Origin of the sequence: Bradyrhizobium manausense, assembly GCF_018131105.1 — a bacterium.
Classification (GTDB): domain Bacteria; phylum Pseudomonadota; class Alphaproteobacteria; order Rhizobiales; family Xanthobacteraceae; genus Bradyrhizobium; species Bradyrhizobium manausense_B.
Genome location: NZ_JAFCJI010000002.1, coordinates 551518 through 576441, shown reverse-complemented (window position 1 = coordinate 576441; position 24924 = coordinate 551518). Strand labels below are relative to the sequence as shown.

Genomic DNA, 24924 nt, shown 5'->3' with positions numbered 1-24924 from the left:
TTGCGGGCAACTGTCACAGCTGCGTCTTGTAGCGCTCTTCCACGATCTCCTGGCTCTCGGGCTCACCGAGGCCGGTCTGGTCATGGATCACCTGGGCGACACTCGGCATCACCGAGCGCTGCACCTTCTCCGGCGACCACAGCTTTGAGCGCATCAGCGCCTTGCCGCAGTGGAAATAGATTTCGCTGACGGCGATGTTCAGGACCGCGCGCGGCGGCTTGCCGAACTCCACCATCGACGCGAGCAGATCCGGATCGGCTGACAGCGTGCCGCGCCCGCCGACCCGGAGTGTCTCGTCGATCCCGGGCACAAAGAACAACAGATGCACGAAGCCCGAGCCTTCGACCACGTTGCGAAAGCTGTCGATCCGATTGTTGCCGGAGCGATCCGGCATCAGCAACTGGTTAGGGCCGGCAACGTGGACGAACCCGACGCTGCCGCCGCGCGGCGAGGCATCGACGCTGCCATCGGTGCCTGATGTCGCAAGCACGCAGAACGGCGACATCTCGATGAATTTCTTTGCATGCACGTCGATCGCCGGACGCGCTTTCGCGATCACGCGCGGGGTCGGCTTCGCATAGATGGTGGCGAGGTCTTCGGCGCAAAGGTCGGTCACGAAGGTCTCCCTGATTGAGGCTTTGAGGATATCACTCCCCGGCCTGACTGCTATCCCCTTTGTGACGCCGCCACGGCCAGTCGATCACGCCGGAGCAGTACAGCGCCCACCAGATGATCACCGGCTGAAGTGCCAACCGCGGCCCGTGATAGAGCCAGCTGTTGGGAATCGGCGGAAGGTCGATGCCCTCGATGGCGTGCTTGATGTTCGCCGGCCAGACGCAGAGCGCGTAGAAAGCCAGTGCGACGCCTGCCCACCAGCGCAACGGCCGCGTCACCAACGCGATCGCGCCTGCGATTTCGCAGACGCCGGTGACCAGGATGACCTGCGCGGCAAACGGAACCCAGGACGGTGTGATCGCGAGCAACTTGTCCGGGACCTGCAGGTGCGCAATGCCGGCTGCGAGGTAAAACGCCGCCAGCACAAAGCGCATCACGGCGCGTGTTCGGTCGTGCGGAGGAGGATCCATCAGCTGAGCTATCACGCGTGGCGCGGGGGCGCCAGCGCGTGTGCTCCTGCTCGTCCTACATCGTGCGCTGCGGTGCCGTTTGCAGCAATTGCCGGACCTGCTCGCTGTAGAATTTCGCGTTGCCGGTGGTGCCGTGACCGCGTGTCTCGGTGCTTGCAGGGATGAGATAGAGCTTGCCGTTCTTGACCCGCTTCATCGCGGCGTCCGTGACACCGGTCTCGGGCGGGTTGCGCTCGTCGTCGGCGGAGTTGATCAACAGTAGCGTTGCCTCGATTGCCTCCAGCTTCTCGGCGGCATCGTAGTCGTGCGAGGAGCCCCACTGGTAGACAAAGTCGTTGGCATCGGCCGTGATCGGCGTCGCCAGCCGATCGTCCACGATCTTGTCGACCTTCGCTGCGGTCGGGGCCTGTTGCTGATAGGCCAGCGTGCCGCCGCTGCTGGCGATGCCGTAGGCGGTGATGGCATATTTCATCATGCGCGGCTGGCTGGTGTAGTTGCCGCCATTGTAGTCGGGGTCGCTGCGGATGGTGTCCAGCATGATCCGCCGCAGCATCCAGTTACGCGATGCCATCGCAGTCGGCTGCGACGCCATCGGCACCAGCGCGTCCATGTCCTTGGGATACTTCTCACCCCACATCCAGGTCTGCATGCCGCCCATGGAGTTGCCGATCACGAGCCGCAGATGTTTGACGCCGAGGCCCTCGGTGACGAGGCGGTGCTGCGCCTCGACCATGTCGTCGTAATTGTATTTCGGGAAGCTGGTTTTCATGCCGTCAGACGGCTTTGACGATTTACCGTGGCCAATCGCGTCGGGAATGATGATGTAATATTTGGACGCATCGAGTGGCTGTCCGGCGCCGAACATCTCGCCGGCGAAGGCCGCCGACAGCATGCTCGCGCCCGAGCCGCCGGTGCCGTGCAGCACCAGCACCGGCTGGCCGCTGGGCTCTCCGACGGTGGTGTAGTGCAGCCGCAGCTCCGGCATTGTCTCGCCGGAGTGGAATTTGAAGTCCTTCGCGACCCAGTCACCTTGCTTCGGCGCCGGATAATCGGCCGCCATCACTGATGTCGAGACTGTCGGCATCGCGATGGACAGCAACGCGACAGCAAGCACTGTGCCTGAGATCTTCATGATTCTCTCCCCGTGCGGCCGCCTTCATCCGGGCCGCTTCGCGCGCAATCTTATCAGCGTCGCCAACGGGATCGAGAGCAATTGTGCTGGCGGCCGGCAAAACATTTTGCTGATGGTGCATCGCGCAAGCGGAATATTCTGACGGCCGCCGAGTGAGGTGATCTGCTCAGTGCTCCGCGAGCAGGCTGAGCGCATACCAGCCCCAATAGACCCTGTGACGCTGGATCAGTCCCTCGTCGATCTCCATGATCTCGACCAGTTCCATCTGCTCGCCGTCGGGAGCGACGCGCGGATATTCCCAGGTGACGATCCGGCCGTCGGTGAAGAAGCCCTGTTTGAAGCGTCTTCGCTGCGGCGGATTGGTCTGGAACACCCTGATAATGAAGGCACGCAGATTGGCCTTGCCTTGGACGATCCCGGTCGGTGTCTTCATGAGATGCTGGACCAGCGGGCTTTCGATGGATGCGTCATCGGCATAGAGTGCGAGGGACGCCTCGAGGTCCTTGTTGCCGAGGGCTTCATCCCACAGTCTGCAGATGCGTTCTGCTTCGCTCTGGCGTGTTGGGTCGGTCATGTTGCAATCCTCTGGATTCGGGGTGACATCTCGGAATTGTCGCCGGGGACACGCCGTCCAGGTTTCACCGAATTCTGAAATGACCAGTTTCGGAGCGATTGCGATGACGTGGCGGCGGGCCCACATCGGGTGCGGGAGTTTTTGATGGTTGCAGTCAGCAGATCGGTACAATCGGGATTTTCGCGGCTCACGGATGCCTTGAGCGATCCGGCACGCGAAGCCATGGTGAGTGCGTTGTTCGGCGGCAGGGCCCTGCCTGCGGGCGAGCTGGCATCGCTTGCCGGCGTGTCGCCGCAGAGTGCCAGCGCGCATCTCCAGAAGCTGACGGATGCGCGCCTGCTCTCGGTGTGGCAGCAGGGCCGGTTCCGCTACTATCGGATCGCCGACGACGAGGTCGCGGGCCTGATTGAGAACCTGGTCAATGTCGCCGCCAGGACCGACCTCACGGGGACGCGGGGCGTGCCGACGCCGCTCCGTCAGTCGCGGACCTGCTATTGCCATCTCGCCGGCCAGCTCGGCGTGGCATTGAGGGACGGCTTGGTGGACAAGCAGCTGATCGCCCTGCGCGGCCGGGAAGCCTGCATTACAGACCAGGGGCTTGCTTGGTGTCATGCGGAGGCGATCGACTTCAAGCCGGGCCGTGATCCTCACATGCGGCTCTGCAACGATTGGACCGAGCGTGTTCCGCATCTGGCAGGGCCGTTTGCCAATGCGATCCTGAAGCGGTTGATCGGGACGCATGCGCTGGCGCCGCACCGCGTTCCGCGCGCGCTTCGTCTTACCCCCAAGGGGCGCGCATTCTTCGAACGGCTCGGCGCTTCCATCCCGTTCTGACGCCCCGTGCCGCATGGCGATGACAGTGGCCGATCCGGCATGTAGCATCTGGCGGTCGCCGATCGTCCTTGAACAGGATCGCCTTCCAGGAGGAACTTATGTGCCGCAACATCAAGACGCTGTTCAATTTCGAGCCGCCGGCGACGGAGGGCGAGATCCATGCCAGCGCGCTGCAGTTCGTGCGAAAGCTCTCCGGCTTTAACAAGCCTTCGCAGTCCAACGAGGCGGCCTTCGAGCTCGCGGTGGCCGAGGTCTCGGAGGCCGCGCGAAAGCTGCTGACCTCGCTGCACACCCATGCGCCGGCGCGTGACCGCGAGGTCGAGGCGGAGAAAGCGAAAGAGCGATCGCGGCTGCGTTTCGGCTAGACGTCAACGTGACCTGGCTCACGGAAGTGACCGCCGTTGCGCGCAATGATGTTCGCCGGGGTTTTGACAACCCGGAGCACGATCATGAGCCGCCCCCTTCTTCCGCTGAAAGCAGGTGCCTTGATTTTCACGCTGTTGTGGACCGCGTGGATGATGTGGTGGAGCGGCTCGTTCTCGAGCGCCAACGTTGTGATCCTCGCGGTCTGCGGCGCAGCTGTCGGTTATCTCTGGTACCGCGCCATGCGCTGGCAATTCGAACGCATGGGCATGTTGCCGCGTCGTGAGGATCAGGCGAAATAGGCGCGCCTAGTTTTTGTGACCGTGCTTCTTCTTTTTCTTCTTTTTCTTGTGCTCGTCGCCCTCGGCACCCTCGCTCTCACCATCGTCGTCGAAGGACGAATCCTCATCCTCGTGCACGGCGGCTTCAAGTGCGGCGCGCTCGGCGGCCTCCTGCTCGCGCTGGCGGCGGCGTTCGTCCCAGGCATCGAAGAGCTGCTCCAGCCACGGCAACACCTGCTCGATCGACGGCAATTGGCCGGGCGGACCAGCCTCGCCGCGCGGGCCCTGAGGACCGGCGGGACCTTGCGGACCTGCGGTGCCCTGCGGTCCGGCTGCGCCCCGCGGGCCAGCTTCGCCCCCCTTGCCCGGCAGGCCGGGCTTGCCTTGGGCGCCAGTCTTTCCGGCCGGCCCCGGCTTGCCCTGCGGTCCGGGCTTGCCGCGTGCGCCGTCCGGGCCTCGCTTGCCCGGATGACCCTGCGGTCCCGGCCGTCCCGGTTCGCCCTGCCGTCCGCGCGGACCCTGGGGGCCCTGCCGTCCCTGATCGTCTGCCACGCCGCTGCTCCTTCTGCGCACGCAAGTTACTTAGCGGCGTTTGACGACAGCAGCAATTCCGCCTGCACATCGCGGCGGGCTTGATCAACAGGCGCGAGGGCGCATCACGTCTCAATCATGATAGGCCGGCACGTCGATGCCGGAGGCCGCATAGATCCTGATCTTGTTGCGCAGCGTGCGCACCGACAGGCCGAGCACGCGCGAGGCGCGCGTGCGGTTGCCGTCGCAGCGTGCGAGCGTCTGGAGCACGAGCTCGCGCTCGACCTCGCCGACGGTCGCGCCGATCAACAGTGGAACGATCTCGTTGGGTGCAAGAAATTGTGCGCCCTGCTCGGACGCGGCGACATGAACAGTGGTCATCAATACACTCCCCGATCAACGCCCGCTTCCATCGTTGGAAGCGGATCGAGAACAAACGACCCCCAAGCCGTAGATCCACGGTGGGCGGGTTTGGTTAATGAAAGGTTAATTGCGAGCGAACGCACGAATTGACCTTGGGAATGCCGCCGCACCGCCGCGATTGGCACGAGATGCATAGCGATGCGGACCGATCTTGCGCCTCACACCGTGCGATATCCGCCGTCCACCATCACGATCGTACCTGTCACGTAGGATGACAGATCCGACGCGAGGAAGATCGCGGGGCCGACAATGTCCTCGGGCTTGCCGGTGCGCGCGAGCGGCGTGTGATCGACGAAGGCCTGCACCAGCGCCGGATTGGTTGCGCGCACATTGGCGTTGATGTTGGTCTCGATGAAGCCCGGGCCGATCGCGTTGACGCGCACGCCTTCCTTGCCGAGCTCGACCGCGAGCGCCTTGGTGAAACCGAGGACGCCGTGTTTCGAAGTGGTGTAGGCCGCCGAGCTCGGCGTGCGCAGATGCACGAAGGACTGGATCGAGCCGATATTGACGATACGGCCTTTGCTGGCGCGCAAGGGTGCGAGGAAGGCCTGCGTCATGTTGAAGACGCCGTTGAGGTTGAGCGAGATGATGTCGTTCCAGTCCTTCGCAACAGCCTCGGTCTCCGCCGTGAAGGCGTTGCGGCGGGTGATCCCGGCATTGTTGACGAGGATCGAGACCTGCCCGACCTCGTCGGCGATCTGCCTGGCCAGCGCGAAGCAGTCGTCGCGTTTGGTCACGTCGAGCGCGAAGCTCTCGGCCTTGCCGCCGGCCTTGCGGATCTCCTGGGCGGCCTCCGCGACCGTATCGGCGTTGACGTCGAGCAGCACGACCTGCGCCCCTTCGCGCGCATAACCGGCGGCGATCGCCCGGCCGATGCCGGACCCGGCGCCCGTGATGACGGCGATGTGGTTTGCAAGCAATGCCATGACAATTTCCTCCCGGATTCGTTTCTAAGTTTCATGAAAGGCTAACTCGAAATTAAGGGGTCGGAAACGGCAGCCTTGGCATACTCGTCTTCATTGCTAAACGTTGCGCGCATGATGGAACGACTTGAATCCTGGAAATTGGCGCTCGAGCGCCTGCGGTCGGCGGAATCAGCCGATTGGGCGGAGGCCGGCCGGCTGGTGGCCGAGATCGTGCGGATGAGCACGGATGCCACGTTGCGGCAGGCCGCCGAACAGGCGCTCCCCGTGCTGCGCCAGGTTGCCGACAACGACGATCACGGCGTGACGCTGGCCGCGCGGCGCCGCGTCGGCGTGATCCTGGATGTCGTCCATGATCTGACCGCGCCGCGCTTCGGCCGCCGCAACGCGGCACCGAAGAAGTTGTCCAGTGAGGATCGCGCCCGCAAGATGCTGGGCCTGCCGCTCGCCGTGCAGCTCACCTGCGACGACATCAATCAGGCCTATCGCCGCGCCGCCAAGGGCATGCATCCCGACCAGGGCGGCAGCGCGCAGGCCTTCATCGACCTCTCCGCCGCGCGCGATGTCTTGATCCATCCGGGCGCGCACAAGGACGCGTGACGGCGCTCCGCCCATGTCGGCGAGATAAAAAACGACCGGGCAAGGATGCTGGTATCGCATCCTTGCCCGGCCCTTGTCGTCCGCCGATCGAATTCCTACCAGCTGCAGTGACCGGCCTTGAGCGCAGTGTCCTTCATCGCAAGTGCGTCGATGAACGTCGGCACGGTCGCGCTGGCGCGATGGTAGCCGGCCGGCCACGGCGTCGTCGGAATGCTCTCGTCCCAGATCTGGCACAGGCCGCTGTCCTGCCAGCGGATCAGATGATAGCCGGCTTCGACCGGGCTTGCGGCGGCGAAGGCGACAGCGGCAAGACCGGCGGCAGCGCAGAGCATGGAAATACGACGCATGGATCAGCTCCTCAAATTGAAAGATGTGATGCGCCTCCCGACAATGCGGGGAGGGGAGTGCGGGACGCGCCTCAGCGTGCGCCCCGGACAAGAGGTGAGTAGTTCCGCGTGCTGATCAGGTTCAAAACGGGCGGGCCGGAATTGACGGAATTCGCGGCAGAAATGCCGGCACAGGCGAGTGCAAAAGGAAAGGGCGGGCTGCTCGCGCAACCCGCCCTCGAGGAATTGGATCGACCTGATGGATCAGAGCGTGCAGCGGCGCTCGCCGCGCATCTTGATCTGGAGTTCGGAGGCCTGCGTGAAAGTCGGGTACGGCTTGCTGACGACCTTGTAGGTCGATGCGCCCCACTGGAACGGCTTGTACTTGAGGTCTTCGTTCCAGACCTGGCAGATGCCGGTGTTGTCCCAGCGGATCACGTAATAACCGACCTTCGCGGCGGCAGGCATTGCGAAGACGGAAGTAGCGATACCGGCAACGGCACCGAGGGCGAGAACGCGACGCATGAAAAATCTCCTGGATAACGGCATGACGCGGCAACTCGTGCGGCAAAACGGCGCGTCTTGCAAGCCGCGGCAAGGCTGTTCACGGATATGTCAGGCGCATGGCTGCGCAATCCCGCTTGACTATCCTTTGGCCAGCGACGCCACCGCCTCGATCTCGATCAGCATCTTCGGATCGGGCAGCGCCTGCACCACGCAGGTGGTGCGTGCAGGAAAGGGCGGCGGGCCGAACGCGCCGGCATAGAGCGCGTTCATCGCGGCGACGTCCGCGGCGCGGGTCAGCAGCACGTTGACCTTGACGAGGTCGCGCGTGGTGGCGCCGGCCTCGTCCAGCACGCGCTTGATGTTGACGACGACATTGGCGAACTGCGCCTCGAAGCCGTCAGGCAGCGCGCCCTTGCCATCGAAGCCGGGAATGCCGGAGACGAACAGCAGAAGACGAACAGCAGATCGCCGACGCGCGTCGCAAACGACAGCGGCGGCGCCTTGACGTGCGGCGGGGGCGCGAAATGCTGGATCGGCATGGGAACCTCGGATGCAATGGTGAAGCGTGCGGGAAGCGTAGCGGTGTGCGGGGCGTGCTCCAAACAGAAAACGCGAAAACAACCCCATGCACCGTAGAAATGACTGGCAAGACCGGAATTCGGGAAGACAGAAATTGTGGTTGACCCGTCGGGCAAAACAGGGGCAGGATGGCATCATGCGCCGGTGTGCCTCGAGGCTCCCGATGGCCCGCTGGCATGAGAGGCCGGAATCCGTCCACCCGCCATTGCGAGCCAACGGGTCCTCGCGACGCGCGGCCCGATGACAGGCTCCGCGAAGCAATCCGGATCCCTCCGCGGCGACAGTCTCGATTGCTTCGCTGCGCTCGCAATGACGGAGAGCGAGGGCCGTCCGGGAATTCGGCCGCCATCGCACTTGCCGAAGCTCCACCCCATCATGTTGCCGCCGCGATCAATCGGATAGATTGCGGTTTCTGATTCGCATCCCCCGCAAAAGAAAATAGCCCCCCGGAGACGCCCCATGAAGATTGCTTCCACCCTGCGTGCTGCGCTCGTCGCCATTGCCGCGCTGGCCGGCCTCTCGACCTCGGCGATCGCCGATGGCGGCACCGTGGTGCTGACGATCTACAAGGCGGGCTGGATCATCGGCGGTTCGGGCGGCTCCGGCGTCTTGAACTTCCGCGGCCGCTCTTATTCGCTCTCGACCGGCGGGCTCGATTACGGCCTCGTCTTCGGCGGCTCCAAGACCGTGCTGCGCGGCCGCGTCTCCAACATCAACCGTCCCTCGGATATCGCCGGCGTCTATGGCGCCGCCGGTGCCGGCATCGCGGTCGGCCGCGGCGCCCGCGCCATCGTGCTGACCAACCAGAAGGGTGCGGTGCTGGAGCTGTCGGGCACGCAGGTCGGGTTGATGGCGAATGCGGATCTGAGCGGCCTCGCGATCACGATGCGGTAGAAGCTCACCGCTTCGGCACCGTCATTGCGAGGAGCTCTTGCGACGAAGCAATCCAGAATCCCTCCGCGGTAACAGCCTGGATTGCTTCGCTGCGCTCGCAATGACGGAAAGGGTTACTACCCGCTCACCATCGCATGCATCCGCTCGCAATGCGCGACGAGATTGCCGTGTGCGTCGACGAATGCCTTCAGCGGCGTCGGGATCGGGAAGTAATGGATGTTCGCGATGAAGCCGTAGATGCCGGCATCACCGCTGGTTGGCCGCTCGCCATCGACGAACCCGGTCGCGGGCACGATCTCGGCCAGCACCTGCAGATCGGCGAGCCCCCGCGCGTAGGCCTGGTCGGGCGTGTAGCGGCCGATGCCCTGGTAGTGATAGCGCTGCGCATTGTAGGCCTTCGCCTTCTCGAATCCAGCTGCGTCGATCTGCGGATGCTGTGCGATGAAGCCGTCGCGAAACAGAGGGTAGTAACGCTCGTCCTTCCATCGCGAATACGACATCACCCAATAGAGATCATCCAGCATCCGCGTGAGGAGATGATGGGTACGGCGCTGCGCAGGCGACAGCGCGGCATCGATGGTCAGATGATACTTTGCGATCGCATGCGCGATGATGGTCTCGCTGTCGCCAATGGTGACGCCGTCATCGACGATGTAGGGCAGCTGTCCGCGTGGTGCTGAGGAGGCATCGAACACGTGCTCATGCACGAACGGAACGCCTGACAGTTTCAGGAAGGCGTAGACCTTGAGCCCATAGCCGTTGTTGTCCGCGACGCCGAACAGTTGCGGGTAGGAATAGAGGGTCAGCATGTCGGCACCTCCTAAAAAATAAACTAGGGGGCCGGTTCGTTGGCCCGTTTGTCGGTCGTGCTTGCAAGTGCGCGCTTGCCGGAGCGGATCATCAGGAACGACCCTGACGTGCCCGGCAATCGCCAGCGCCCGTCGATCTCGGTCGCCTCGCCGTTCATGATGCCGTCGTAGTGGACGATGTCGAAGCCGTAGCCCGGCGGATCGTAGCGCTTGACGAATGATACGACGCTGCCTGCGCGATGGCCCGATATCGAGGCGCTGTGGGTTCGCACCGGGCAGCCCGGTTTGGAGCACGGCTCGGTGACGCTGCCACTGATCGCGCCGCCGGCCTCGACCAGCGTCGCCGTGAACGTGACCATTCCCGTGCCGGGTTGGATGTAAGTGCCGTCCCAGACACCGGAGAGATCGTCGCTCATGGCAGCGGCTTCCTCGACATGATGCACGCCGGTTGAGGCCCGGCTCTTTGACGGCCCGTGCTGTTCCACCCAAAGTCGTATCGCCGCAACCACGCGCTTGCAAGTGTCCGCACGCGACGTCGATCGATCGGAGGATGCGCGGCATCGCCCGTTTGCTGGATCGGGGACGGGGCCGAAAAATTCCCGCCCCGCTGTCGGAACGGCGGGCGCGACCGCGTCCTTGGGATAGCGGCTTGCGGTCGCGGGGCCTCGCCGAGACAAAAGGAAATTCCTGACATGACCTCCATCACGCCGTTTCTCTGGTTCGACAACAACGTCCCGGAAGCCGTCGCCTTCTACAAATCGGTATTCCCCAACGCCAGGGTCGAGACCGTCAGCGACTTCATGGCGGTGTTCGAGCTCGAGGGACAGCGCTTCAACGCCCTCAATGGCGGCCCGCAACACCGCTTCAACGAGGCGGTGTCGTTCTTCATCAGCGTCGAGACGCAGGAAGAGGTGGACTATTTCTGGAGCCGCCTCACCGCCGACGGCGGCGCGGAATCCCGCTGCGGCTGGCTCAAGGACAAGTTCGGCCTGTCCTGGCAGGTGGTGCCATCAGCGCTCGGCCGCTATCTCGGCGACGCCGACCGGGTGAAAGCGAACCGCGTCATGCAGGCGATGATGGGGATGCGGAAGATCGTGATTGCGGAGTTGGACAGGGCGTATGCGGGGTGAGGGGAGCGCTTCGCGGTTTGGCGAAGACTTGGAGTCCGGTACTACGACCGTCCTCAATCGATAGATTCCGCGGTATGGGTCCCGGCGTTCGCCGGGACGACGGCTGTGTTTGACGCGCTACCGTATGCTCACCCAACGACGCCTCACACCGATCATCTTCGCCAATCCGCCTTGCATCGCTATACTGCCCGCCTCAGCAGGATGGTGATCTCATGGCAAGAGAACTGGAAGGCAAGATTGCGGCCGTGACCGGCGCCGCATCGGGCATCGGGCTGGCGAGCACCGAGGCGATGCTCGCCGCCGGCGCGCGCGTGGTGATGGTCGATCGCGACGAGGCGGCGCTGACGGCGCTCCGCAACAAGCATGGCGACGCCGTGATCCCGCTGGTCATCGACCTGCTTGATGCCAAAGACTGCGCAACGTTGCTGCCCCGCGTTCTCGAGAAGGCCGGCCAGCTCGACATCTTCCACGCGAATGCGGGCACCTATGTCGGCGGCGATCTGGTCGATGCCGACACCATGGCGATCGACCGGATGCTGAACCTGAACGTCAACGTCGTGATGAAGAACGTGCACGACGTGCTGCCGCACATGATCGCGCGCGGGGCCGGCGACATCATCGTCACGAGCTCGCTGGCGGCTCATTTTCCGACGCCATGGGAGCCGGTCTATGCGTCGTCCAAATGGGCGATCAACTGCTTCGTCCAGACGGTGCGGCGCCAGGTCTTCAAGCACGGCATTCGCGTCGGCTCGATCTCGCCCGGCCCTGTCGTCACCGCGCTGCTCGCGGACTGGCCAGCCGAGAAGCTGCAAGAGGCGAGGGATTCTGGAAGCCTGCTGGAAGCCAGCGAAGTGGCCGCGGTGGTGATGTTCATGCTGACGCGCCCGCGCGGCATGACCATCCGCGACGTCGTGATGATGCCGACGAATTTCGATCTCTAGCTCCAGGCATGCTGTCGTAGGTGGGCAAAGCGAAGCGTGCCCACGATCTCTATTCATAACGGAGAAATCGTGGGCACGGCGCTGATGCGCCTTTGCCCATCCTACGGCACGGTTCCTAGCCGGCCGACGCTGCCGTGAAAACCGCGAGCTGAGCATCGAACGCTCGGCGGAAGGCCGGCCGCGCCTCGCCGCGGGCGACGTAGGACGAGAGGGTCGGATAGTCGCCGAGAATGCGCGACGCACCCAGCCTGCGCAGCACCGTCACCATCAGCAGATCGCCAGCGCTGAATGCGCCATCGAGCCAGTCGGCGCCGCCGAGGTGGCGGGACAATTCGTCGAGCCTGACACAGACACGATCCCTCAGGATCGGCAGCCGCTCCTCATACCAGCTCTCGTCGCGCTCCAGCAGCGTCGCCATGCCGAGCTCGATGATCGGCGGCTCCAGCGTGTTGAGCGCGGCAAACATCCACGCGATGGCGCGCGCCCTGGCACTCGCGTCCTTCGGCAGCAGCCCGTCATTACGCTCGGCGATATGGAGCACGATGGCGCCGGTCTCGAACATTGTGACATCGCCGTCCTCGAAGGTCGGAATCTGCCCGAACGGATGCAGCGCAAGATGGCCGGGCGCCTTCATCTCCTCGAACGACACGAGGCGAACGTCGTAGGGCTGCCCCACCTCCTCAAGCGCCCAGCGAACCCGCATGTCGCGCGCCTGTCCCCTGCCGCGGTCGGGCGAGTTTGCGAAGGCGGTGATGGTCGGGGGCATGCGGAGAACTCCGGGTGGATTGGGGGGCGATGGGCAGAGGACGAACGGTGGGGCCGGATTCCGACAACGTAGCCTGTTTTCGAATGTGTCGGAGTTGCGCAGTGCACCTTAGCAGCCTCGCGGTTCAGCGGGATGACCGCAGCTAAACCCACGGTGTCGTCCTGGCGAAAGCCAGGACCCATACCGCGTGATTTATCGGTTATGGCCGGTAGAAGTACCGAACGACGAGTCTTCGCCAAACCTCTCCCTGTGGTTATGGGTCCCGGCGTTCGCCGGGACGACGGCTGAGTTTTGGGGCGCTGTCGTAAACCACATTAAGCAGCAATCCACCTCGCCAGTTCCTTCCACGGCTCAATCGTCCAGTGCCCCGACGCCGCACCAGACGGCGACGGCAGCACGAAAATCTCGGGCAAGCTCGCATCGCGCACCTGCCGCCCCAGCGAAATCGCAGCTGACGGCCGGCCATAAAACAAGCTCGCCGCCTTCTTGCTCGTGAACGCAATCGTCCGCGGCCGAAACGTCGCGATCTTGGTCCTGAAGCCGGGCACGTCGATCGCCTCAGCCGCGATCTGATGATCCATGCCCGCGCCCGATTTGGAGAGATCAGTGAACCCAATCCCGAGCTCGATCAGCGCCGCGAACTCGCCCGGCTGATAGCGCCGCGGCGTGATGCCGGCCTCGTGCAGCGCACGCCAGAACCGATTGCCGGGATGCGCGTAGTAATGCCCGACCTCGGCCGAACGCGTCGAGGCGGCAGTGCCGACGAAGACGAGGCGGAGATTGGGACGGAGCTGGTCGGGGAGGCGGTGGCTAGAGGCGTTCGGCACGTCGATCATCCGGGCTACGCTCGCTATCACTTCCATCCGTCGCGTCTTATACTTCAATGATGACCCGCGAAGAACTAGCCACCGCCTATACTGCGCCTGGTCGACATTATCACAACCTCGCGCATATCGAGGACTGCCTCGCATTGCTTGCGCAGGTGGATGGTCTTTCGGTCCACGAGCGCGAGATTCTATCGGAAGCGATCTGGTGGCATGACGTCGTCTACGATCCGTCCCGCCCGGACAACGAAGAGCTCAGCGCCCAACTGGCCGAACAGCACGTGCGCGCCGATATCAGCAGCGAGGTTGGCCGCCTGATCCGCCTGACGCGGACGCACGACGTCCAGGCGGACGATCGCCTTGGTGCCGTCCTGATTTCGATCGACCTCAGCATTCTGGGCGCCAAGCCGGCGCGCTACGACGCCTATGCTGCAGCCATCCGGCAGGAGTTCATCCACGTCAGCGACGCCGACTTCCGCGCCGGCCGCGCCGCGGTGCTGCGAAGGTTCGCCGCCCGCGCGGTGATCTATCCCGAAGCGGGCTTCGCCGAGAAGTATGATCGACGTGCCCGTGACAATCTCGCGAGGGAATTGGCGTCGTTGTGTTGAGCGGCGTAGGGTAGGTCAGCCGCCCACAAGCGCGGTCGTTCAACACGCAACGGTGCAAGGCGTAACCCGCCACGTTTCGAGAGGTTTTGGATGTCAAGTGGTGGGTTACGCTGCGCTAACCCACCCTACGGGCTCGTTGCGCAGGGCAGGTCAGTGCGACGCAGCCCACCAATCGTCCAGCGTCCTGCGTGCTGTCACGAGCATTGGCACAAGCGATCGCCCTGCAACGGTCATGCAGTCGGGGTCGTTCTGCTGTTCCTTTTCCTTGAGGACGCCAGCCGCAACAAGCGCGGCACGGTCATCCGGGCAAAACTCGGATGATTTTCGATCCAGCTCCTCGAGGCTGAGTGGAGTTGAGAGAATGCAGGCGTCCGTGCCGCGATGGCCTGTGCGGTACGCGATTGATTTGAGAATCAGCTTGTAAGCGCGTGTCGCCGTGATCTCGCTGTCCCAGGGAGATTGCAGCCACCAATTGCCGGCGACGATCCGCGCGGTGGAGACGACGCCAACGTGATAGGACGTCGTTTCATCGCCAAAGCTCACTGAGAACGCATAGCGCCAGTTCCAGGCGTCGACCTTCATATCGAACGGAATAAGAAGGTACTTGAACGAAGGCGCATTTCCTTCGTCCGCCGTTCGCCGGATGAACCGGTCTGCCACCTTCGTGACCTCGAACTGCGTGGGCGTTGCGAGCAATTCGGATCCGAGCGGAAGGTCGAGAGCTTGCACAGAGACGGGCGCGGTGAGCACACGCCGAAGCGCACAAACCAGCGGCGGAACGAAGTCCGTGCGTTTCAAGTCTGACTGGATGTAGAGCACGACTTCCGCAGGTGCGATCGGCCGGGCAACCTCGTGCGGCTGCTCCTGCGCCAGCGCTCCCGACGCCCCAGCGAGCAGGAAGGAAAACATCAGATGGTGCAATCTGTACTTCAAAGGTGCGACCGCTCGTGCCACGAGATCCTGTCTTCTACCTTACATCGATATGAAGCGAACTTGCGACCAGCGGAGGCGGAGACTTCGCAGGGGAGGTTAGCGAAGTGTAACCACCATGCTGAAGAAGGCGAACAAAAAGGCCGGGCTTTCGCCCGGCCTTCAACGCGAATTCAGCTAGAGCCCCTCACAACACCCTGTTGCTCTCCTTCACCTTCTCCGCATCCAGATAAACGCTTGAGCCCATCTCCTTGAACTTCGCGCTCATCCTGGCCATGCCGTCCTCGGCGGTGCCGGCCAGTGACATGCCCACGCTGTTCGGATCGTTCAGCGTCGCGGCGTAGTCGCGGACGTCCTGGGTGATCTTCATCGAGCAGAACTTTGGCCCGCACATCGAGCAGAAATGCGCGACCTTGTGGGCTTCCTTCGGCAGGGTCTCGTCGTGGAAGTTTTTCGCGGTATCAGGGTCGAGGCCGAGGTTGAACTGGTCGCTCCAGCGGAAGTCGAAACGAGCGCGGGAGAGCGCGTCGTCGCGGAGCTGGGCGGCCGGGTGGCCCTTGGCGAGATCGGAGGCGTGGGCAGCGATCTTGTAGGTGATGACGCCGGTCTTGACGTCGTTGCGGTCGGGGAGGCCGAGATGCTCCTTCGGCGTGACGTAGCAGAGCATGGCGCAACCGAACCAGCCGATCATGGCCGCACCAATGCCCGAGGTGATGTGGTCGTAGCCCGGCGCGATGTCGGTGGTCAGCGGTCCAAGCGTGTAGAACGGGGCTTCGCCGCACTCCTTGAGCTGCTTGTCCATGTTGATCTTGATCTTGTGCATCGGCACGTGGCCGGGGCCTTCGATCATGACCTGGCAGCCCTTGTCCCACGCGATCTTGGTAAGCTCGCCGAGCGTCTCCAGCTCCGCGAACTGTGCGCGGTCGTTGGCGTCGGCGATCGAGCCCGGACGCAGGCCGTCGCCGAGCGAGAACGAGACGTCATACTTGCGCATGAGGTCGCAGATCTCGTCGAAATGCGTGTAGAGGAAGCTCTCCTTGTGATGCGCCAGGCACCACTTCGCCATGATCGAGCCGCCGCGGCTGACGATGCCGGTGACGCGGCTGGCGGTGAGGTGGATGTATTGCAGGCGCACGCCGGCGTGGATGGTGAAATAGTCGACGCCCTGCTCGCACTGCTCGATCAGCGTGTCCTTGTAAAGCTCCCAGGTCAGCTTGACCGGGTCGCCGTCGCACTTCTCCAGCGCCTGATAGATGGGGACGGTGCCGATCGGCACCGGCGCGTTGCGCAAAATCCATTCGCGGGTGGTGTGGATGTTGCGGCCCGTGGAGAGGTCCATCACGGTGTCGGCGCCCCAGCGGATCGCCCACACCATCTTCTCGACCTCTTCCTCGACCGACGAGGTCACCGCCGAGTTGCCGATATTGGCGTTGATCTTGGTCAGGAAGTTGCGGCCGATGATCATCGGCTCGAGTTCGCTGTGGTTGATGTTGGAGGGGATGATGGCGCGGCCGCGCGCGATTTCGCTCCGCACGAACTCCGGCGTGATGAAGGCGGGCACTTCGGCGCCGAAGCTTTCGCCGTCGGCGAGCGCGGCTTCCGCACGATCGAGCTGCTGCTTGCGGCCGAGATTTTCACGGGCCGCGACGTAGATCATCTCCTTGGTGATGATACCGGCCCGCGCGAATTCGAGCTGCGTGATCATGTGGCCGTCGAGGCCGCGCAGCGGCTGGTGATAACCCGAGAATGCGCGCGCGGCCTTGTCGGCGGAGACGCTGCCGTTGTCTTCCGGCTTGATCTGCCGGCCCTGATATTCCTCGACGCCGCCGCGCTCCAGCACCCATTGCTTGCGACCGCGCGCGAGACCGGCGTTGACGTCGATGGTCACGGATGGATCGGTGTAGGGGCCCGAAGTGTCGTACACCGGCAGGTTCGGCTCGCCGGCGCCTTCCGAGAGGATGATCTCGCGCAGGGGCACGCGGATGTCAGGCGCGGCATCGGGCGACGCGAAGATTTTTCGCGAGGAGGGAAGGGGGCCGGTGGTGACGGCGGGGACGGTCTTGTCGGGATTGGAGCGGATGTTCATGGGATCCTCCGGTTTAATTCGTATGAGTGTGCGCCTGGGGGGCGCTGGTAATTTCCTGCTCCGTCATTGCGAGCGCAGCGAAGCAATCCAGAAATGCTTCGGCGGAAGCAGCCTGGATTGTTTCGCTTCGCTCCTCGCAACGACGGCGTGGAGAGAGTGCGCGCATCACGCGGCCTCCCTCTCGCCGAGCCACTGGCGCACGCGTGCGTCCGGGTCGGCGTTCTGGGTGACGTCGCTGACGACGGCGATGGAATCGGCACCGGCCGCAAAGATCTCCGCGGCGTGCTCGAACTTGATGCCGCCGATCGCGACCAGCGGGATATTGCCGATGCGCTTCTTCCATTCCGTGATCTTTGGAATGCCCTGCGGCTCGAAGCGCATCGATTTCAAAGTGGTGAAGAAGATCGGGCCCAACGCGACGTAGTCCGGTTCGGCCGCGAGCGCGGTCTCGAGCTCGGCGTCGTCATGGGTGGAGATGCCGAGCGACAGGCCGGCCTCGCGGATCGACTTGAGGTCGGCGTCCGCGAGATCCTCCTGGCCAAGATGCAGATGTTTTGCACCCGCGACGATCGCCGCGCGCCAATAATCGTTCACGACGAGCTTCGCCTGCGTGCCTTTGGTGATCGCCAGCGCGTCGGTGACGATCTGCAGCGCGTCGGCGTCGTTGAGCTCTTTGGAGCGCAGCTGGATGGTGCCGACGCCGAGCCTGGTCAGGCGCTCGACCCATTTGAGGCTGTCGACGACGGGGTAAAATCGATCAGGATACGGCATGCCAGAACGGGGTCCCAACGACAGGGGTTGAAGGAGAGGCGAAATCGCGGGCGTTCATCAGCCCGGCTTCGTAAGCGGTGCGGCCGGCCTCGACACCGAGGCGGAAGGCGTTGGCCATCGCGATCGGGTCCGCGGCCTTTGCGATCGCAGTGTTGAGCAACACGGCGTCATAGCCGAGCTCCAGCGCCTCGGCCGCGTGCGAAGGCGCGCCGATACCGGCGTCGACCACAAGCGTGATGTCAGGCAGCCGCTCGCGCATCAGCTTCAGCGCATCGCGGTTGATGATGCCCTTGGCGCTTCCGATTGGGGCTGCCCACGGCATCACCACCTTGCAGCCGGCATCGACCAGACGGTTCGCGACCGAGAGATCCTCGGTGCAATAGGGAAACACGTCAAAGCCGTCCTTGATCAGGATGGTGGCGGCCTCGACCAGGCCGACGACATCGGGCTGCAGCGTGTCGTTGTCGGCGATGACTTCCAGCTTGATCCAGGTCGTGCCGAACAATTCGCGCGCGAGTTTTGCGGTGGTCACGGCCTCGCGCACGCTGCGGCAGCCGGCGGTGTTCGGCAGCACTGTCACGTCGAGGTCGCGGATCAGCTTCCAGAACGCGTCGCCGGTCTTGCCGCCGGCGGATTCGCGCCGCAGCGACACCGTGACGATGTTCGAGCCTGAGGCGCGGATCGCGTCCTGCATGATCGCGGGCGAGGGATAGAGCGCGCTGCCGATCAGCAGGCGGGAGGCGAAGGTTTTGCCGTAGAAGGTCACCATGTGAGAGGTGTCTCCTCAATTTTCGCTGTCGTCCCGGCGAAGGCCGGGACCCATACCGCGCGATCTCGCTTGAGGCACGCGTGGAGATATTGTCCGTCCCAATGAGGGCCTGTGGTTATGGGTCCCGGCCTTCGCCGGGACGACAGGGGGATAGAATGTGCCATCCCGCTCACCCTCCCTGCCGCGGTGTGATGATCTCGATTTCGTCGCCGGCCTTCAGGCTGGTCTCGGCCCAGCGGCTTTTCGGCACGACGTCGTAATTGAGCGCGATCGCGAAATGCGTGCCCTCGTAGTCGAGCTCGCCGAGCAGCGCGTCGACGCTGGCCGAGACGATCTCGCGCTGCTCGCCGTTGATCATCACGCGCATTGCATCACCTCATTGTCGATCTGGCCGCGCTCCACATAGGCGAGCGTCAGCTCGGCGAGTGCGGGGGCGAGCAGGAAACCGTGGCGGTAGAGCCCGTTCACCCTGATCTTGCCGCCGCGCACGCCGATGCGCGGCAAATTGTCTGGAAAAGCGGGGCGCAGGCCCGAGCCGAACTCGACGACGCGGGCTTCGCCGAAGGCGGGATGCACAGCGTAAGCCGCGCCGAGCAGCTCCAGCGCCGAGCGGACGCTGACGCCGGTGTCCTCGGCCTCGATCGAGGTCGCCCCCAGCATGAACAGATGGTCCTCGCGCGGGATCACGTAGAGCGGCCAGCGCGGATGGATCAGCCGCACCGGGCGCGACAGCTGCACCTCGCTGGTCTCGATCAGGATCATCTCGCCCTTGACACCGCGCAGGTCAGGCTGCGTGTCGCGCGCGGACAGGCCGCGGCAATCGATTACGAGACCGTCGAGATCCTGGGCGGTGACGTCGCTGCCGAACCTGATGGTGCCGCCGGCGGCCACGATGCGCTCATGCAGCTTCGGCAGCACGCGACGCGGCTCGACATGGCCCTCGGTCGGGAAGAACAGCGCGTCGCGGAAACGGCCCTCGAGCGACGGTTCGAGCGCGGCCAGGGCCGCGGCATCGAGCCGGCGATGGCCTTCGGTCATCCGCGCAAAGCGCTCAAAATCGTTGCGCTCGCGTGGATGGGCGACGACGAGCGAGCCGTTGAAGGGGGTATCCGGCAGCTCGCGCCGCCAGATGTCGAGCGAGCGCTGGCCGAGCCTGGAGATGACGGGTTCGGCGACCTCCGCCTCGCACCAGGGCGCAAGCATGCCGCCCGCCCAATGGCTGGTGGAGGCGGTCATGGCCGCGTCACCGCGCTCGTGTAGCGTCACGGAATGGCCGGCCTGCGCGAACAACAGCGCCTGCCAGGCTCCGGCTATGCCTGCACCGATGATGGATACCGGAGAATCCGGTCGATTGGTCGTCTGCAACATCCCTGTCCCTTCGCCGGCATGACCCGGATCAGGTTCAAAGGGTCACCGCGGTCCTGGGCTGCATTGCCCATTTAGCGGTATCTCAGCTCCTCCTCGGAGCACCCCTCGGAACGGCTCTAATGTAGGCTTGTGGGGGCCTGTGTCAACGCGTTTGGCTGGAACAGGGGATGACCTGAGTGCTACTTGGGCGCCTGCGCCCGCGCATTGCGGATATGCTGGGCGAGCTTCCGGTGCGGCACGGTGCCGAACATCGGCTGCGGATTGCCGTTGGGCTCGAGCTGAGGCTCGAAGCTCGCCTCCTGCACCATCGCCCGTTGCCGCTGCTGCTTCGCCACGTAGTAATAGCCGCCTGCGAAATAACGCACGGCGCGGTCGTGGTCGCCATTGGCAGCGTGATAGGCGCCGGCGAGGTACTTTACGGCATAGGTGAGATTGGTGTTGGGGTCGCGCAGCCCTGCGGCATCGCCGGTGTAGCCGAGGCCGCGCGCCGTCGCGAGCTTGATCTGCATCAGTCCGATGGTGCCGCCATGGCCGACCAGGCCGGGCTGATAGCGGCTCTCGCGCATGATGACACGATGAACCAGTGCCTCCGGCACGCCGTTGGCGCGCGCATGCATCGCGACCATCTCGGCATATTCCGCCTGGCCTGCGAACGCGGCCTGCGATGACACCAGTCCGGCCGCGAGCAAGGCGGCGACGCATAAAATTTTCATCGGAGATCCCGGAATGCCTGACGTACCTGCGCCCGCTGGCTGTTAGGCCTGCCGAACGCGGCGATGATGTGGCCAAACGCCGCCGCTTGCGTTTTTGCGGCGCAGAGCCGCTGTTACGACTCAATGCCGGCGCAGGGTTCCCTCAGGCGGACAACTCGCGACAGCAAGCCTGTCTATTCGCGCTTGCGCTCGAAAGCGAGTATGAAGCCCTCGCGAATCGGGAGAGGTGCCATGAAAAAAACAGCCATGGTCAACACCGGCGACATCCCCACCCAGAACCCGTGTGCCCAGTGCGGCGCGCCGATCGCGCAGCCCGACTGGGTCGAACCGGGCGAGGGGCGGGTCTCCTATCTCTGGACGTGCCACGCCTGCAATTATCGCTTCGAGGCGATCGCGATCTTCGACGAGCCAGCCGTCGAATATCCGCCGCTCGCGGCCTGAATTGGTGGCTTAAGCCGCCAGCCGCGGCTGCTGCCAGATCGGCAATCGCATCCGCACGATCAGCCCGTGCGGCTGGCGGTCGTGCAGTGACAGCTCGCCGCCATGCGCGAGCGCGATTGCGTGCGCGATCGACAGGCCGAGGCCGAAGCCGGTGGAATCGTCCATGGTGCGCGCATCGTCGCCGCGCACGAACGGCTCCAGCATCTCCTGCTTGCGCGCATCCGAAATGCCGGGGCCGTCGTCCTCGACGTCGATGACGAGGCTGGTGCCCGACATGTCCAGCCGGATCGTCACCTCGGCGCCGAAGCGCACGGCGTTCTCGACGAGGTTGGTGACGCCGCGATGCAGATCGTCGGGGCGCGCGGCGGCGGTCGCCGATGTCGGACCGTCATAGTGCACGACGTGGCCCATGTCGCCGAACTGGTCGGCGATCAGCTGCAGGGTGCTCGCGATATCGACCAGCGTCACCGCCTCGATCGTGCGATCGTTGCGCAGGAGCGACAGCACGCTCTCCAGCATCGAGCGCATCTGGTCGAGGTCGATCAGCATGCGCTTGCGGTTGCCTTCATCCTCGATGAACTCGGCGCGCAGCCGCAGCCGCGTGATCGGGGTGCGCAGATCGTGGCTGATCGCCGCCAGCATGCGGGTGCGGTCCGACATCAGCCGCGCGATCCGCTCATGCATGCGGTTGAGCGCGCGGGCGACCGAGCGGATCTCCTCCGGGCCGCGCTCGGGCAGCGGCTCCGCCTCGCCATCGAGGCTGAAATTCTCGGCCGCCTTGGCGAAGGACGACAGCGGCGTCGCCAGCGCGCGCACCGCCCACAGGCCGAGCACGCTGATGGAGATGAAGGCGGTCATCAACGTGATCAGCCACGGCGCGCCCCAGAACCACGGACGCGGACCGTTCTCGACATGGCCTGCCACCACGGTGCCGTCGGGCAATTCGACGCCGATGCGATGAGCGCCGCCCTCGGGCGCGAGCTGCACCACCTTGTAGCCGCGGCCGAGATGACGGCGGAGGCCGTGCAGGTGCTGGCTTTCGCTGTCTTCGATCACTGTCGCTGTACCCGGCGCCGATATCTCGAGGTTGAGCTTCGGGAAGGCGCGCGCGAGATCTGCGACCAGGCGCGGCCGGTCGTCCGGCCTGGCCGAGCCGAGCAGCAGCGCGGCATCCATCAATTGGGGAGCGCCGTCCGGCGCCGCGTCCGGCCGGTCGGGCCGGTTGATCAGGAAGGCGGTCGTGACGACGAGGTGCAGCGCGACGGTCGAAGCCAGCACCAGCGCCGCGATCTGCCCGCCGATGCCCTTGAGGTGGAAGAACCCGAACGGCCTCATCGTCCCAAAGCCCCGTCAGTTGCTCAGGGGCGTCGTAACCGCTTCGGTTCTGGGCGTAAACAGATAACCGCCGGAGCGCACCGTCTTGATGATGGTGGGATCGGCCGGGTTGGGCTCGATCTTGCGACGGATGCGGCTGACCAGCACGTCGATGGAACGCTCGAACGAACCCGTGTTGCGGCCCTGCGTGAGGTCGAGCAGGCTGTCGCGCGACAGCACGCGGCCGGGACGCTCGCAGAACGTCCTGAGCAGGTCGAACTCGGCGCTGGTCACCGCGACGCGCGCGCCCTCCGGATTGCGCAGCTCGCGCAGGCGCAAATCGATGCGCCAGCCTTCGAACGCCAGCGTCGAAGCGCCCTCGATCGAGCTTGCGGCCTGGGCCGAGGCCTGGCGCCGCAGCACGGCGTTGATGCGCGCGAGCAGCTCGCGCGGGTTGAACGGTTTCGGCAGGTAATCGTCGGCGCCCATTTCGAGGCCGACGATGCGGTCGACGTCCTCGCCGCGCGCGGTCAGCATGATGATCGGCGTCTGCGCTTCCGAGCGCACCTTGCGGCACAGGCTGAGACCGTCCTCGCCGGGCAGCATCACGTCGAGAATGATGAGATCGACGCGGTGATCGGCCATGGCGCGCGACATCTCGCGGCCGTCGCTCACAGCGGTCACGTTGCAGGCGTTGTTGCGCAGATATTTCGCAATCAACGTCCGGGTTTCGCGGTCGTCCTCGACGACCAGGATGTTGGGAGAGGGAATGGCCATGCGCTTTGTTTGTCCAAGATTCGGGCCAAAAGGCGAATATTTTTGTTTCGGTTTGTTTCCGAATGAATGTCCGCAACACAAGGCAACGACCGCGTCCTCGTACGGCAAGGTCTCGTTAAGCCGGTTAACCATACCGTGGCGCAGTTGCGTACGAAACCCCGCAAATACCACGGTGCACTCATGACTTCGATCTCGGCGGCATCCGCCAGTAATCACCAGTCGCCGCTGCAGCGGCTGCAGCAGGAATTGCAATCGGAAGTGTCGGACGGCACGATCTCGTCGTCGGACCAGTCCGCCCTCACGACCGCCCTGCAAGACATCGACACGACGCTCCAGCAGAGCCGCTCCAGCGATCAGTCCAGCGGCACCAGGCCGTCCAAGGACGGGCTGAAATCCAAGATCGACGATCTCATCTCGAACGAGGTCTCCAACGGGACGCTGACCTCGGACCAGGCCGACGAGCTGAAGGGTGTGTTTCAGTCCGCCTTCGCCAAGGGGCCCGGCGGTCCCGACGGCGCCGGTGGTCCGCCTCCTGGTCCGCCGCCGTCGGGTGACGGCTCTTCGGATTCCACCTCGTCGTCGGATTCCACGAGCAGCAGCGCGACCGACAGCAGCACAGCCAAGATCCTGGAGCAGTTTCTCCAGGCATTGCAGCAGTCGCAATCCTCGAACTCATCCTACGGTGCCGACGGCAACACGGGCGCTTCAAGCAGTTCGGATTTTTCGGCGCTGCTGATCGACTACAAGAGCTGACCTGCGCGACGCCAGGTTGGCGCGTTCCTCGCCGCGATCATGCTTCACCCAGGGCGCATGATCGCTGGCGGGGAACTGTGCATCCCGCACGTTCCTGAGCAGGAACTTTTCTCGCAACGCAGCGCCGCAATCGCGCGACGAAATTGCCGCGTGCGAGGAACTGCGGGTGATCGTGGCTGTTCTCTCCGCACAAGTTTTCTGCTGAAGGAGAGGACAAACAATGTTGATGAAATCGATCGCCGCCGGCCTTGCCGGCACCGCTCTGCTTGCCACCGCTGCGTTTGCGCAAAACCCAACCACCACCACCGACAAGACGCCGCCGCCCGCAGCTACCGCGACCACGACGACCACGAGCGCGTCGGGCGAATGGCGTACGTCGAAGATGGACGGCGTCAAGGTCTATAACGAGGCCAACGAGAACATCGGCTCGATCAACGATCTGCTGATGGACAAGAGCGGCAACGTCAAGATCGCCGTTATCGGCGTGGGCGGCTTCCTCGGCATGGGCGAGCATCTCGTCGCCGTGCCCTATGAGAAGCTGAAGTTCGTCAACGAGGCCGTCGCCTCGACCACCACGACGACCCGGCCGGCAACGACCACGACCACCGGTGCTGCGACCGGCACCGAGAAGACGACGACGACTGCTCCCGCAACCACCACCAAGTCGTCCTCGTCGAAGTGGTATCCGGACCACGCCGTGTTCAACGCGACCAAGGACCAGCTGAAGAACATGCCCGAGTTCAAGTACTCGGAGTAAACAGGATCACGTGAGTGCCTAAACGAAGCGCGCCCGGTTTTCACCGGGCGCGCTGTCGTGTCTTTCGTTTTCCGCCATTGCGAGGAGCCCGCGTTGCGCTGGCGACGAAGCAATC

The 24924-nt window shown here is 64.3% G+C and carries 33 protein-coding genes, 1 pseudogene and 1 riboswitch; of the genes and pseudogenes, 11 read left to right on the top strand and 23 right to left on the bottom strand.

Annotation, left to right across the window (positions count from 1 at the left end):
- Nucleotides 1-13 precede the first annotated feature (13 nt).
- From JQ631_RS23025 to JQ631_RS23010, 4 genes are all read right to left on the bottom strand, one after another.
- Nucleotides 14-616, bottom strand: a complete 603-nt coding sequence (locus JQ631_RS23025) for a pyridoxamine 5'-phosphate oxidase family protein (RefSeq protein ID WP_212329506.1) — start codon at nucleotides 614-616, stop codon at nucleotides 14-16.
- 31 nt (nucleotides 617-647) lie between these two features.
- Entirely contained in the window at nucleotides 648-1085 is a 438-nt protein-coding gene (locus JQ631_RS23020) for a DoxX family protein (RefSeq protein ID WP_212329504.1), read from the bottom strand.
- Nucleotides 1086-1140: 55 nt separating this feature from the next.
- Complete coding sequence (locus tag JQ631_RS23015; protein WP_212329502.1) at nucleotides 1141-2217, bottom strand: alpha/beta fold hydrolase; 1077 nt, start codon at nucleotides 2215-2217, stop codon at nucleotides 1141-1143.
- A gap of 166 nt (nucleotides 2218-2383) precedes the next feature.
- Entirely contained in the window at nucleotides 2384-2791 is a 408-nt protein-coding gene (locus JQ631_RS23010) for a nuclear transport factor 2 family protein (RefSeq protein WP_212329500.1), read from the bottom strand.
- 144 nt (nucleotides 2792-2935) lie between these two features.
- Between JQ631_RS23010 and JQ631_RS23005 the strand changes: the two genes are divergently transcribed.
- From JQ631_RS23005 to JQ631_RS22995, 3 genes are all read left to right on the top strand, one after another.
- The gene (locus tag JQ631_RS23005) at nucleotides 2936-3625 is read left to right on the top strand and encodes an ArsR/SmtB family transcription factor (protein WP_212329498.1); all 690 of its coding nucleotides are present in this window, start codon (nucleotides 2936-2938) and stop codon (nucleotides 3623-3625) included.
- A gap of 98 nt (nucleotides 3626-3723) precedes the next feature.
- The gene (locus tag JQ631_RS23000; RefSeq protein WP_212329496.1) at nucleotides 3724-3990 is read left to right on the top strand and encodes a DUF2277 domain-containing protein; all 267 of its coding nucleotides are present in this window, start codon (nucleotides 3724-3726) and stop codon (nucleotides 3988-3990) included.
- 84 nt (nucleotides 3991-4074) lie between these two features.
- Nucleotides 4075-4290 carry a hypothetical protein gene (locus JQ631_RS22995; RefSeq protein WP_212329494.1) on the top strand — a complete coding sequence of 72 codons (216 nt, stop codon included), beginning with the start codon at nucleotides 4075-4077 and terminating at the stop codon, nucleotides 4288-4290.
- Nucleotides 4291-4296: 6 nt separating this feature from the next.
- On the opposite strand, the gene JQ631_RS22990 is transcribed toward JQ631_RS22995, so the two are convergent.
- The 3 genes from JQ631_RS22990 to JQ631_RS22980 all read right to left on the bottom strand — a co-directional run bounded on the left by JQ631_RS22990 (nucleotide 4297) and on the right by JQ631_RS22980 (nucleotide 6149).
- Nucleotides 4297-4821, bottom strand: coding sequence for a collagen-like protein (locus JQ631_RS22990; RefSeq protein ID WP_212329492.1), 525 nt, complete (start codon nucleotides 4819-4821; stop codon nucleotides 4297-4299).
- Between the two features lie 111 nt (nucleotides 4822-4932).
- Nucleotides 4933-5181, bottom strand: a complete 249-nt coding sequence (locus tag JQ631_RS22985) for a helix-turn-helix domain-containing protein (protein ID WP_212329490.1) — start codon at nucleotides 5179-5181, stop codon at nucleotides 4933-4935.
- 200 nt (nucleotides 5182-5381) lie between these two features.
- A complete protein-coding gene (locus JQ631_RS22980; RefSeq protein WP_212329488.1) occupies nucleotides 5382-6149 on the bottom strand; it encodes an SDR family NAD(P)-dependent oxidoreductase in 768 nt (255 codons plus the stop codon).
- Nucleotides 6150-6260: 111 nt separating this feature from the next.
- Here JQ631_RS22980 and JQ631_RS22975 point away from each other — a divergent pair, with 111 nt between their 5' ends.
- Nucleotides 6261-6746, top strand: coding sequence for a J domain-containing protein (locus tag JQ631_RS22975; protein WP_212329486.1), 486 nt, complete (start codon nucleotides 6261-6263; stop codon nucleotides 6744-6746).
- 95 nt (nucleotides 6747-6841) lie between these two features.
- On the opposite strand, the gene JQ631_RS22970 is transcribed toward JQ631_RS22975, so the two are convergent.
- From JQ631_RS22970 to JQ631_RS22960, 3 genes and pseudogenes are all read right to left on the bottom strand, one after another.
- A complete protein-coding gene (locus tag JQ631_RS22970; protein WP_212329484.1) occupies nucleotides 6842-7093 on the bottom strand; it encodes a hypothetical protein in 252 nt (83 codons plus the stop codon).
- Nucleotides 7094-7336: 243 nt separating this feature from the next.
- Nucleotides 7337-7597: a hypothetical protein gene (locus JQ631_RS22965; RefSeq protein WP_212329482.1), complete on the bottom strand. Its 261-nt coding sequence runs from the start codon at nucleotides 7595-7597 to the stop codon at nucleotides 7337-7339.
- A 120-nt stretch (nucleotides 7598-7717) separates the two neighbouring features.
- Nucleotides 7718-8118: pseudogene (locus tag JQ631_RS22960) on the bottom strand (RidA family protein).
- A 499-nt stretch (nucleotides 8119-8617) separates the two neighbouring features.
- Here JQ631_RS22960 and JQ631_RS22955 point away from each other — a divergent pair.
- Nucleotides 8618-9052 (top strand): hypothetical protein, encoded by a 435-nt coding sequence (locus tag JQ631_RS22955; protein WP_212329480.1) that lies wholly within the window; start codon nucleotides 8618-8620, stop codon nucleotides 9050-9052.
- Between the two features lie 116 nt (nucleotides 9053-9168).
- Here JQ631_RS22955 and JQ631_RS22950 read toward each other — a convergent pair whose 3' ends face one another.
- On the bottom strand, nucleotides 9169-9861 hold the full coding sequence (locus JQ631_RS22950) for a glutathione S-transferase family protein (RefSeq protein ID WP_212329478.1): 693 nt from the start codon (nucleotides 9859-9861) through the stop codon (nucleotides 9169-9171).
- Between the two features lie 23 nt (nucleotides 9862-9884).
- A complete protein-coding gene (locus JQ631_RS22945; protein WP_212329476.1) occupies nucleotides 9885-10277 on the bottom strand; it encodes a hypothetical protein in 393 nt (130 codons plus the stop codon).
- A gap of 276 nt (nucleotides 10278-10553) precedes the next feature.
- On the opposite strand from JQ631_RS22945, the gene JQ631_RS22940 reads away from it, so the two are divergent.
- The gene (locus JQ631_RS22940; protein WP_212329468.1) at nucleotides 10554-10991 is read left to right on the top strand and encodes a VOC family protein; all 438 of its coding nucleotides are present in this window, start codon (nucleotides 10554-10556) and stop codon (nucleotides 10989-10991) included.
- Between the two features lie 212 nt (nucleotides 10992-11203).
- On the top strand, nucleotides 11204-11932 hold the full coding sequence (locus tag JQ631_RS22935; RefSeq protein ID WP_212329466.1) for an SDR family oxidoreductase: 729 nt from the start codon (nucleotides 11204-11206) through the stop codon (nucleotides 11930-11932).
- A 115-nt stretch (nucleotides 11933-12047) separates the two neighbouring features.
- Here JQ631_RS22935 and JQ631_RS22930 read toward each other — a convergent pair whose 3' ends face one another.
- Nucleotides 12048-12698 (bottom strand): glutathione S-transferase family protein, encoded by a 651-nt coding sequence (locus tag JQ631_RS22930; RefSeq protein ID WP_212329464.1) that lies wholly within the window; start codon nucleotides 12696-12698, stop codon nucleotides 12048-12050.
- 314 nt (nucleotides 12699-13012) lie between these two features.
- Nucleotides 13013-13534 carry a mismatch-specific DNA-glycosylase gene (locus JQ631_RS22925; protein WP_212331534.1) on the bottom strand — a complete coding sequence of 174 codons (522 nt, stop codon included), beginning with the start codon at nucleotides 13532-13534 and terminating at the stop codon, nucleotides 13013-13015.
- Between the two features lie 50 nt (nucleotides 13535-13584).
- Here JQ631_RS22925 and JQ631_RS22920 point away from each other — a divergent pair, with 50 nt between their 5' ends.
- On the top strand, nucleotides 13585-14130 hold the full coding sequence (locus tag JQ631_RS22920; protein ID WP_212331532.1) for an HD domain-containing protein: 546 nt from the start codon (nucleotides 13585-13587) through the stop codon (nucleotides 14128-14130).
- A gap of 150 nt (nucleotides 14131-14280) precedes the next feature.
- Here JQ631_RS22920 and JQ631_RS22915 read toward each other — a convergent pair whose 3' ends face one another.
- From JQ631_RS22915 to JQ631_RS22885, 7 genes are all read right to left on the bottom strand, one after another.
- The gene (locus tag JQ631_RS22915) at nucleotides 14281-15051 is read right to left on the bottom strand and encodes a hypothetical protein (RefSeq protein ID WP_212329462.1); all 771 of its coding nucleotides are present in this window, start codon (nucleotides 15049-15051) and stop codon (nucleotides 14281-14283) included.
- A gap of 196 nt (nucleotides 15052-15247) precedes the next feature.
- On the bottom strand, nucleotides 15248-17146 hold the full coding sequence (thiC, locus tag JQ631_RS22910; RefSeq protein ID WP_212329460.1) for a phosphomethylpyrimidine synthase ThiC: 1899 nt from the start codon (nucleotides 17144-17146) through the stop codon (nucleotides 15248-15250).
- 165 nt (nucleotides 17147-17311) lie between these two features.
- Nucleotides 17312-17917: a thiamine phosphate synthase gene (locus tag JQ631_RS22905; protein WP_212329453.1), complete on the bottom strand. Its 606-nt coding sequence runs from the start codon at nucleotides 17915-17917 to the stop codon at nucleotides 17312-17314.
- Nucleotides 17904-18686, bottom strand: a complete 783-nt coding sequence (locus JQ631_RS22900; RefSeq protein WP_212329451.1) for a thiazole synthase — start codon at nucleotides 18684-18686, stop codon at nucleotides 17904-17906. The genes JQ631_RS22905 and JQ631_RS22900 overlap by 14 nt, the downstream gene beginning before the upstream one ends.
- A 169-nt stretch (nucleotides 18687-18855) precedes the next feature.
- Nucleotides 18856-19053, bottom strand: coding sequence for a sulfur carrier protein ThiS (thiS, locus tag JQ631_RS22895; RefSeq protein WP_212329449.1), 198 nt, complete (start codon nucleotides 19051-19053; stop codon nucleotides 18856-18858).
- Nucleotides 19044-20054, bottom strand: coding sequence for an FAD-dependent oxidoreductase (locus JQ631_RS22890; RefSeq protein ID WP_212329448.1), 1011 nt, complete (start codon nucleotides 20052-20054; stop codon nucleotides 19044-19046). The genes thiS and JQ631_RS22890 overlap by 10 nt, the downstream gene beginning before the upstream one ends.
- Nucleotides 20042-20170: riboswitch (TPP riboswitch) on the bottom strand. (Overlaps the previous gene by 13 nt.)
- Before the next feature lie 63 nt (nucleotides 20171-20233).
- The gene (locus JQ631_RS22885) at nucleotides 20234-20767 is read right to left on the bottom strand and encodes a lytic transglycosylase domain-containing protein (protein WP_212329446.1); all 534 of its coding nucleotides are present in this window, start codon (nucleotides 20765-20767) and stop codon (nucleotides 20234-20236) included.
- A 231-nt stretch (nucleotides 20768-20998) separates the two neighbouring features.
- On the opposite strand from JQ631_RS22885, the gene JQ631_RS22880 reads away from it, so the two are divergent.
- Nucleotides 20999-21208 carry a hypothetical protein gene (locus JQ631_RS22880; RefSeq protein ID WP_212329444.1) on the top strand — a complete coding sequence of 70 codons (210 nt, stop codon included), beginning with the start codon at nucleotides 20999-21001 and terminating at the stop codon, nucleotides 21206-21208.
- A 9-nt stretch (nucleotides 21209-21217) separates the two neighbouring features.
- Here JQ631_RS22880 and JQ631_RS22875 read toward each other — a convergent pair whose 3' ends face one another.
- Together JQ631_RS22875 and JQ631_RS22870 are read right to left on the bottom strand one after the other, a co-directional pair.
- Entirely contained in the window at nucleotides 21218-22543 is a 1326-nt protein-coding gene (locus tag JQ631_RS22875) for an ATP-binding protein (protein WP_212329442.1), read from the bottom strand.
- A gap of 15 nt (nucleotides 22544-22558) precedes the next feature.
- On the bottom strand, nucleotides 22559-23299 hold the full coding sequence (locus JQ631_RS22870; RefSeq protein WP_212329434.1) for a response regulator: 741 nt from the start codon (nucleotides 23297-23299) through the stop codon (nucleotides 22559-22561).
- 180 nt (nucleotides 23300-23479) lie between these two features.
- Between JQ631_RS22870 and JQ631_RS22865 the strand changes: the two genes are divergently transcribed.
- Together JQ631_RS22865 and JQ631_RS22860 are read left to right on the top strand one after the other, a co-directional pair.
- Nucleotides 23480-24052, top strand: a complete 573-nt coding sequence (locus JQ631_RS22865) for a hypothetical protein (RefSeq protein WP_212329432.1) — start codon at nucleotides 23480-23482, stop codon at nucleotides 24050-24052.
- Between the two features lie 220 nt (nucleotides 24053-24272).
- Nucleotides 24273-24809, top strand: coding sequence for a PRC-barrel domain-containing protein (locus JQ631_RS22860; RefSeq protein ID WP_212329430.1), 537 nt, complete (start codon nucleotides 24273-24275; stop codon nucleotides 24807-24809).
- Nucleotides 24810-24924: the final 115 nt, after the last annotated feature.

What these genes read in the sequence shown, in the direction of transcription:
- JQ631_RS22890 (WP_212329448.1), bottom strand. Translation starts at nt 20,054, where the DNA reads ATGTTGCAGACGACCAATCGACCGGATTCTCCGGTATCCATCATCGGT.
- JQ631_RS23020 (WP_212329504.1), bottom strand. Translation starts at nt 1,085, where the DNA reads ATGGATCCTCCTCCGCACGACCGAACACGCGCCGTGATGCGCTTTGTG.
- JQ631_RS22865 (WP_212329432.1), top strand. Translation starts at nt 23,480, where the DNA reads ATGACTTCGATCTCGGCGGCATCCGCCAGTAATCACCAGTCGCCGCTG.
- JQ631_RS22980 (WP_212329488.1), bottom strand. Translation starts at nt 6,149, where the DNA reads ATGGCATTGCTTGCAAACCACATCGCCGTCATCACGGGCGCCGGGTCC.
- JQ631_RS22955 (WP_212329480.1), top strand. Translation starts at nt 8,618, where the DNA reads ATGAAGATTGCTTCCACCCTGCGTGCTGCGCTCGTCGCCATTGCCGCG.
- JQ631_RS23010 (WP_212329500.1), bottom strand. Translation starts at nt 2,791, where the DNA reads ATGACCGACCCAACACGCCAGAGCGAAGCAGAACGCATCTGCAGACTG.
- JQ631_RS22940 (WP_212329468.1), top strand. Translation starts at nt 10,554, where the DNA reads ATGACCTCCATCACGCCGTTTCTCTGGTTCGACAACAACGTCCCGGAA.
- JQ631_RS22930 (WP_212329464.1), bottom strand. Translation starts at nt 12,698, where the DNA reads ATGCCCCCGACCATCACCGCCTTCGCAAACTCGCCCGACCGCGGCAGG.
- thiC (WP_212329460.1), bottom strand. Translation starts at nt 17,146, where the DNA reads ATGAACATCCGCTCCAATCCCGACAAGACCGTCCCCGCCGTCACCACC.
- JQ631_RS22935 (WP_212329466.1), top strand. Translation starts at nt 11,204, where the DNA reads ATGGCAAGAGAACTGGAAGGCAAGATTGCGGCCGTGACCGGCGCCGCA.
- JQ631_RS22970 (WP_212329484.1), bottom strand. Translation starts at nt 7,093, where the DNA reads ATGCGTCGTATTTCCATGCTCTGCGCTGCCGCCGGTCTTGCCGCTGTC.
- JQ631_RS22885 (WP_212329446.1), bottom strand. Translation starts at nt 20,767, where the DNA reads ATGAAAATTTTATGCGTCGCCGCCTTGCTCGCGGCCGGACTGGTGTCA.
- thiS (WP_212329449.1), bottom strand. Translation starts at nt 19,053, where the DNA reads ATGCGCGTGATGATCAACGGCGAGCAGCGCGAGATCGTCTCGGCCAGC.
- JQ631_RS22950 (WP_212329478.1), bottom strand. Translation starts at nt 9,861, where the DNA reads ATGCTGACCCTCTATTCCTACCCGCAACTGTTCGGCGTCGCGGACAAC.
- JQ631_RS22965 (WP_212329482.1), bottom strand. Translation starts at nt 7,597, where the DNA reads ATGCGTCGCGTTCTCGCCCTCGGTGCCGTTGCCGGTATCGCTACTTCC.
- JQ631_RS22900 (WP_212329451.1), bottom strand. Translation starts at nt 18,686, where the DNA reads ATGGTGACCTTCTACGGCAAAACCTTCGCCTCCCGCCTGCTGATCGGC.
- JQ631_RS22880 (WP_212329444.1), top strand. Translation starts at nt 20,999, where the DNA reads ATGAAAAAAACAGCCATGGTCAACACCGGCGACATCCCCACCCAGAAC.
- JQ631_RS23000 (WP_212329496.1), top strand. Translation starts at nt 3,724, where the DNA reads ATGTGCCGCAACATCAAGACGCTGTTCAATTTCGAGCCGCCGGCGACG.
- JQ631_RS22905 (WP_212329453.1), bottom strand. Translation starts at nt 17,917, where the DNA reads ATGCCGTATCCTGATCGATTTTACCCCGTCGTCGACAGCCTCAAATGG.
- JQ631_RS22995 (WP_212329494.1), top strand. Translation starts at nt 4,075, where the DNA reads ATGAGCCGCCCCCTTCTTCCGCTGAAAGCAGGTGCCTTGATTTTCACG.
- JQ631_RS22870 (WP_212329434.1), bottom strand. Translation starts at nt 23,299, where the DNA reads ATGGCCATTCCCTCTCCCAACATCCTGGTCGTCGAGGACGACCGCGAA.
- JQ631_RS22875 (WP_212329442.1), bottom strand. Translation starts at nt 22,543, where the DNA reads ATGAGGCCGTTCGGGTTCTTCCACCTCAAGGGCATCGGCGGGCAGATC.
- JQ631_RS22985 (WP_212329490.1), bottom strand. Translation starts at nt 5,181, where the DNA reads ATGACCACTGTTCATGTCGCCGCGTCCGAGCAGGGCGCACAATTTCTT.
- JQ631_RS23015 (WP_212329502.1), bottom strand. Translation starts at nt 2,217, where the DNA reads ATGAAGATCTCAGGCACAGTGCTTGCTGTCGCGTTGCTGTCCATCGCG.
- JQ631_RS22945 (WP_212329476.1), bottom strand. Translation starts at nt 10,277, where the DNA reads ATGAGCGACGATCTCTCCGGTGTCTGGGACGGCACTTACATCCAACCC.
- JQ631_RS22920 (WP_212331532.1), top strand. Translation starts at nt 13,585, where the DNA reads ATGACCCGCGAAGAACTAGCCACCGCCTATACTGCGCCTGGTCGACAT.
- JQ631_RS22975 (WP_212329486.1), top strand. Translation starts at nt 6,261, where the DNA reads ATGATGGAACGACTTGAATCCTGGAAATTGGCGCTCGAGCGCCTGCGG.
- JQ631_RS22860 (WP_212329430.1), top strand. Translation starts at nt 24,273, where the DNA reads ATGTTGATGAAATCGATCGCCGCCGGCCTTGCCGGCACCGCTCTGCTT.
- JQ631_RS23005 (WP_212329498.1), top strand. Translation starts at nt 2,936, where the DNA reads ATGGTTGCAGTCAGCAGATCGGTACAATCGGGATTTTCGCGGCTCACG.
- JQ631_RS22925 (WP_212331534.1), bottom strand. Translation starts at nt 13,534, where the DNA reads ATGATCGACGTGCCGAACGCCTCTAGCCACCGCCTCCCCGACCAGCTC.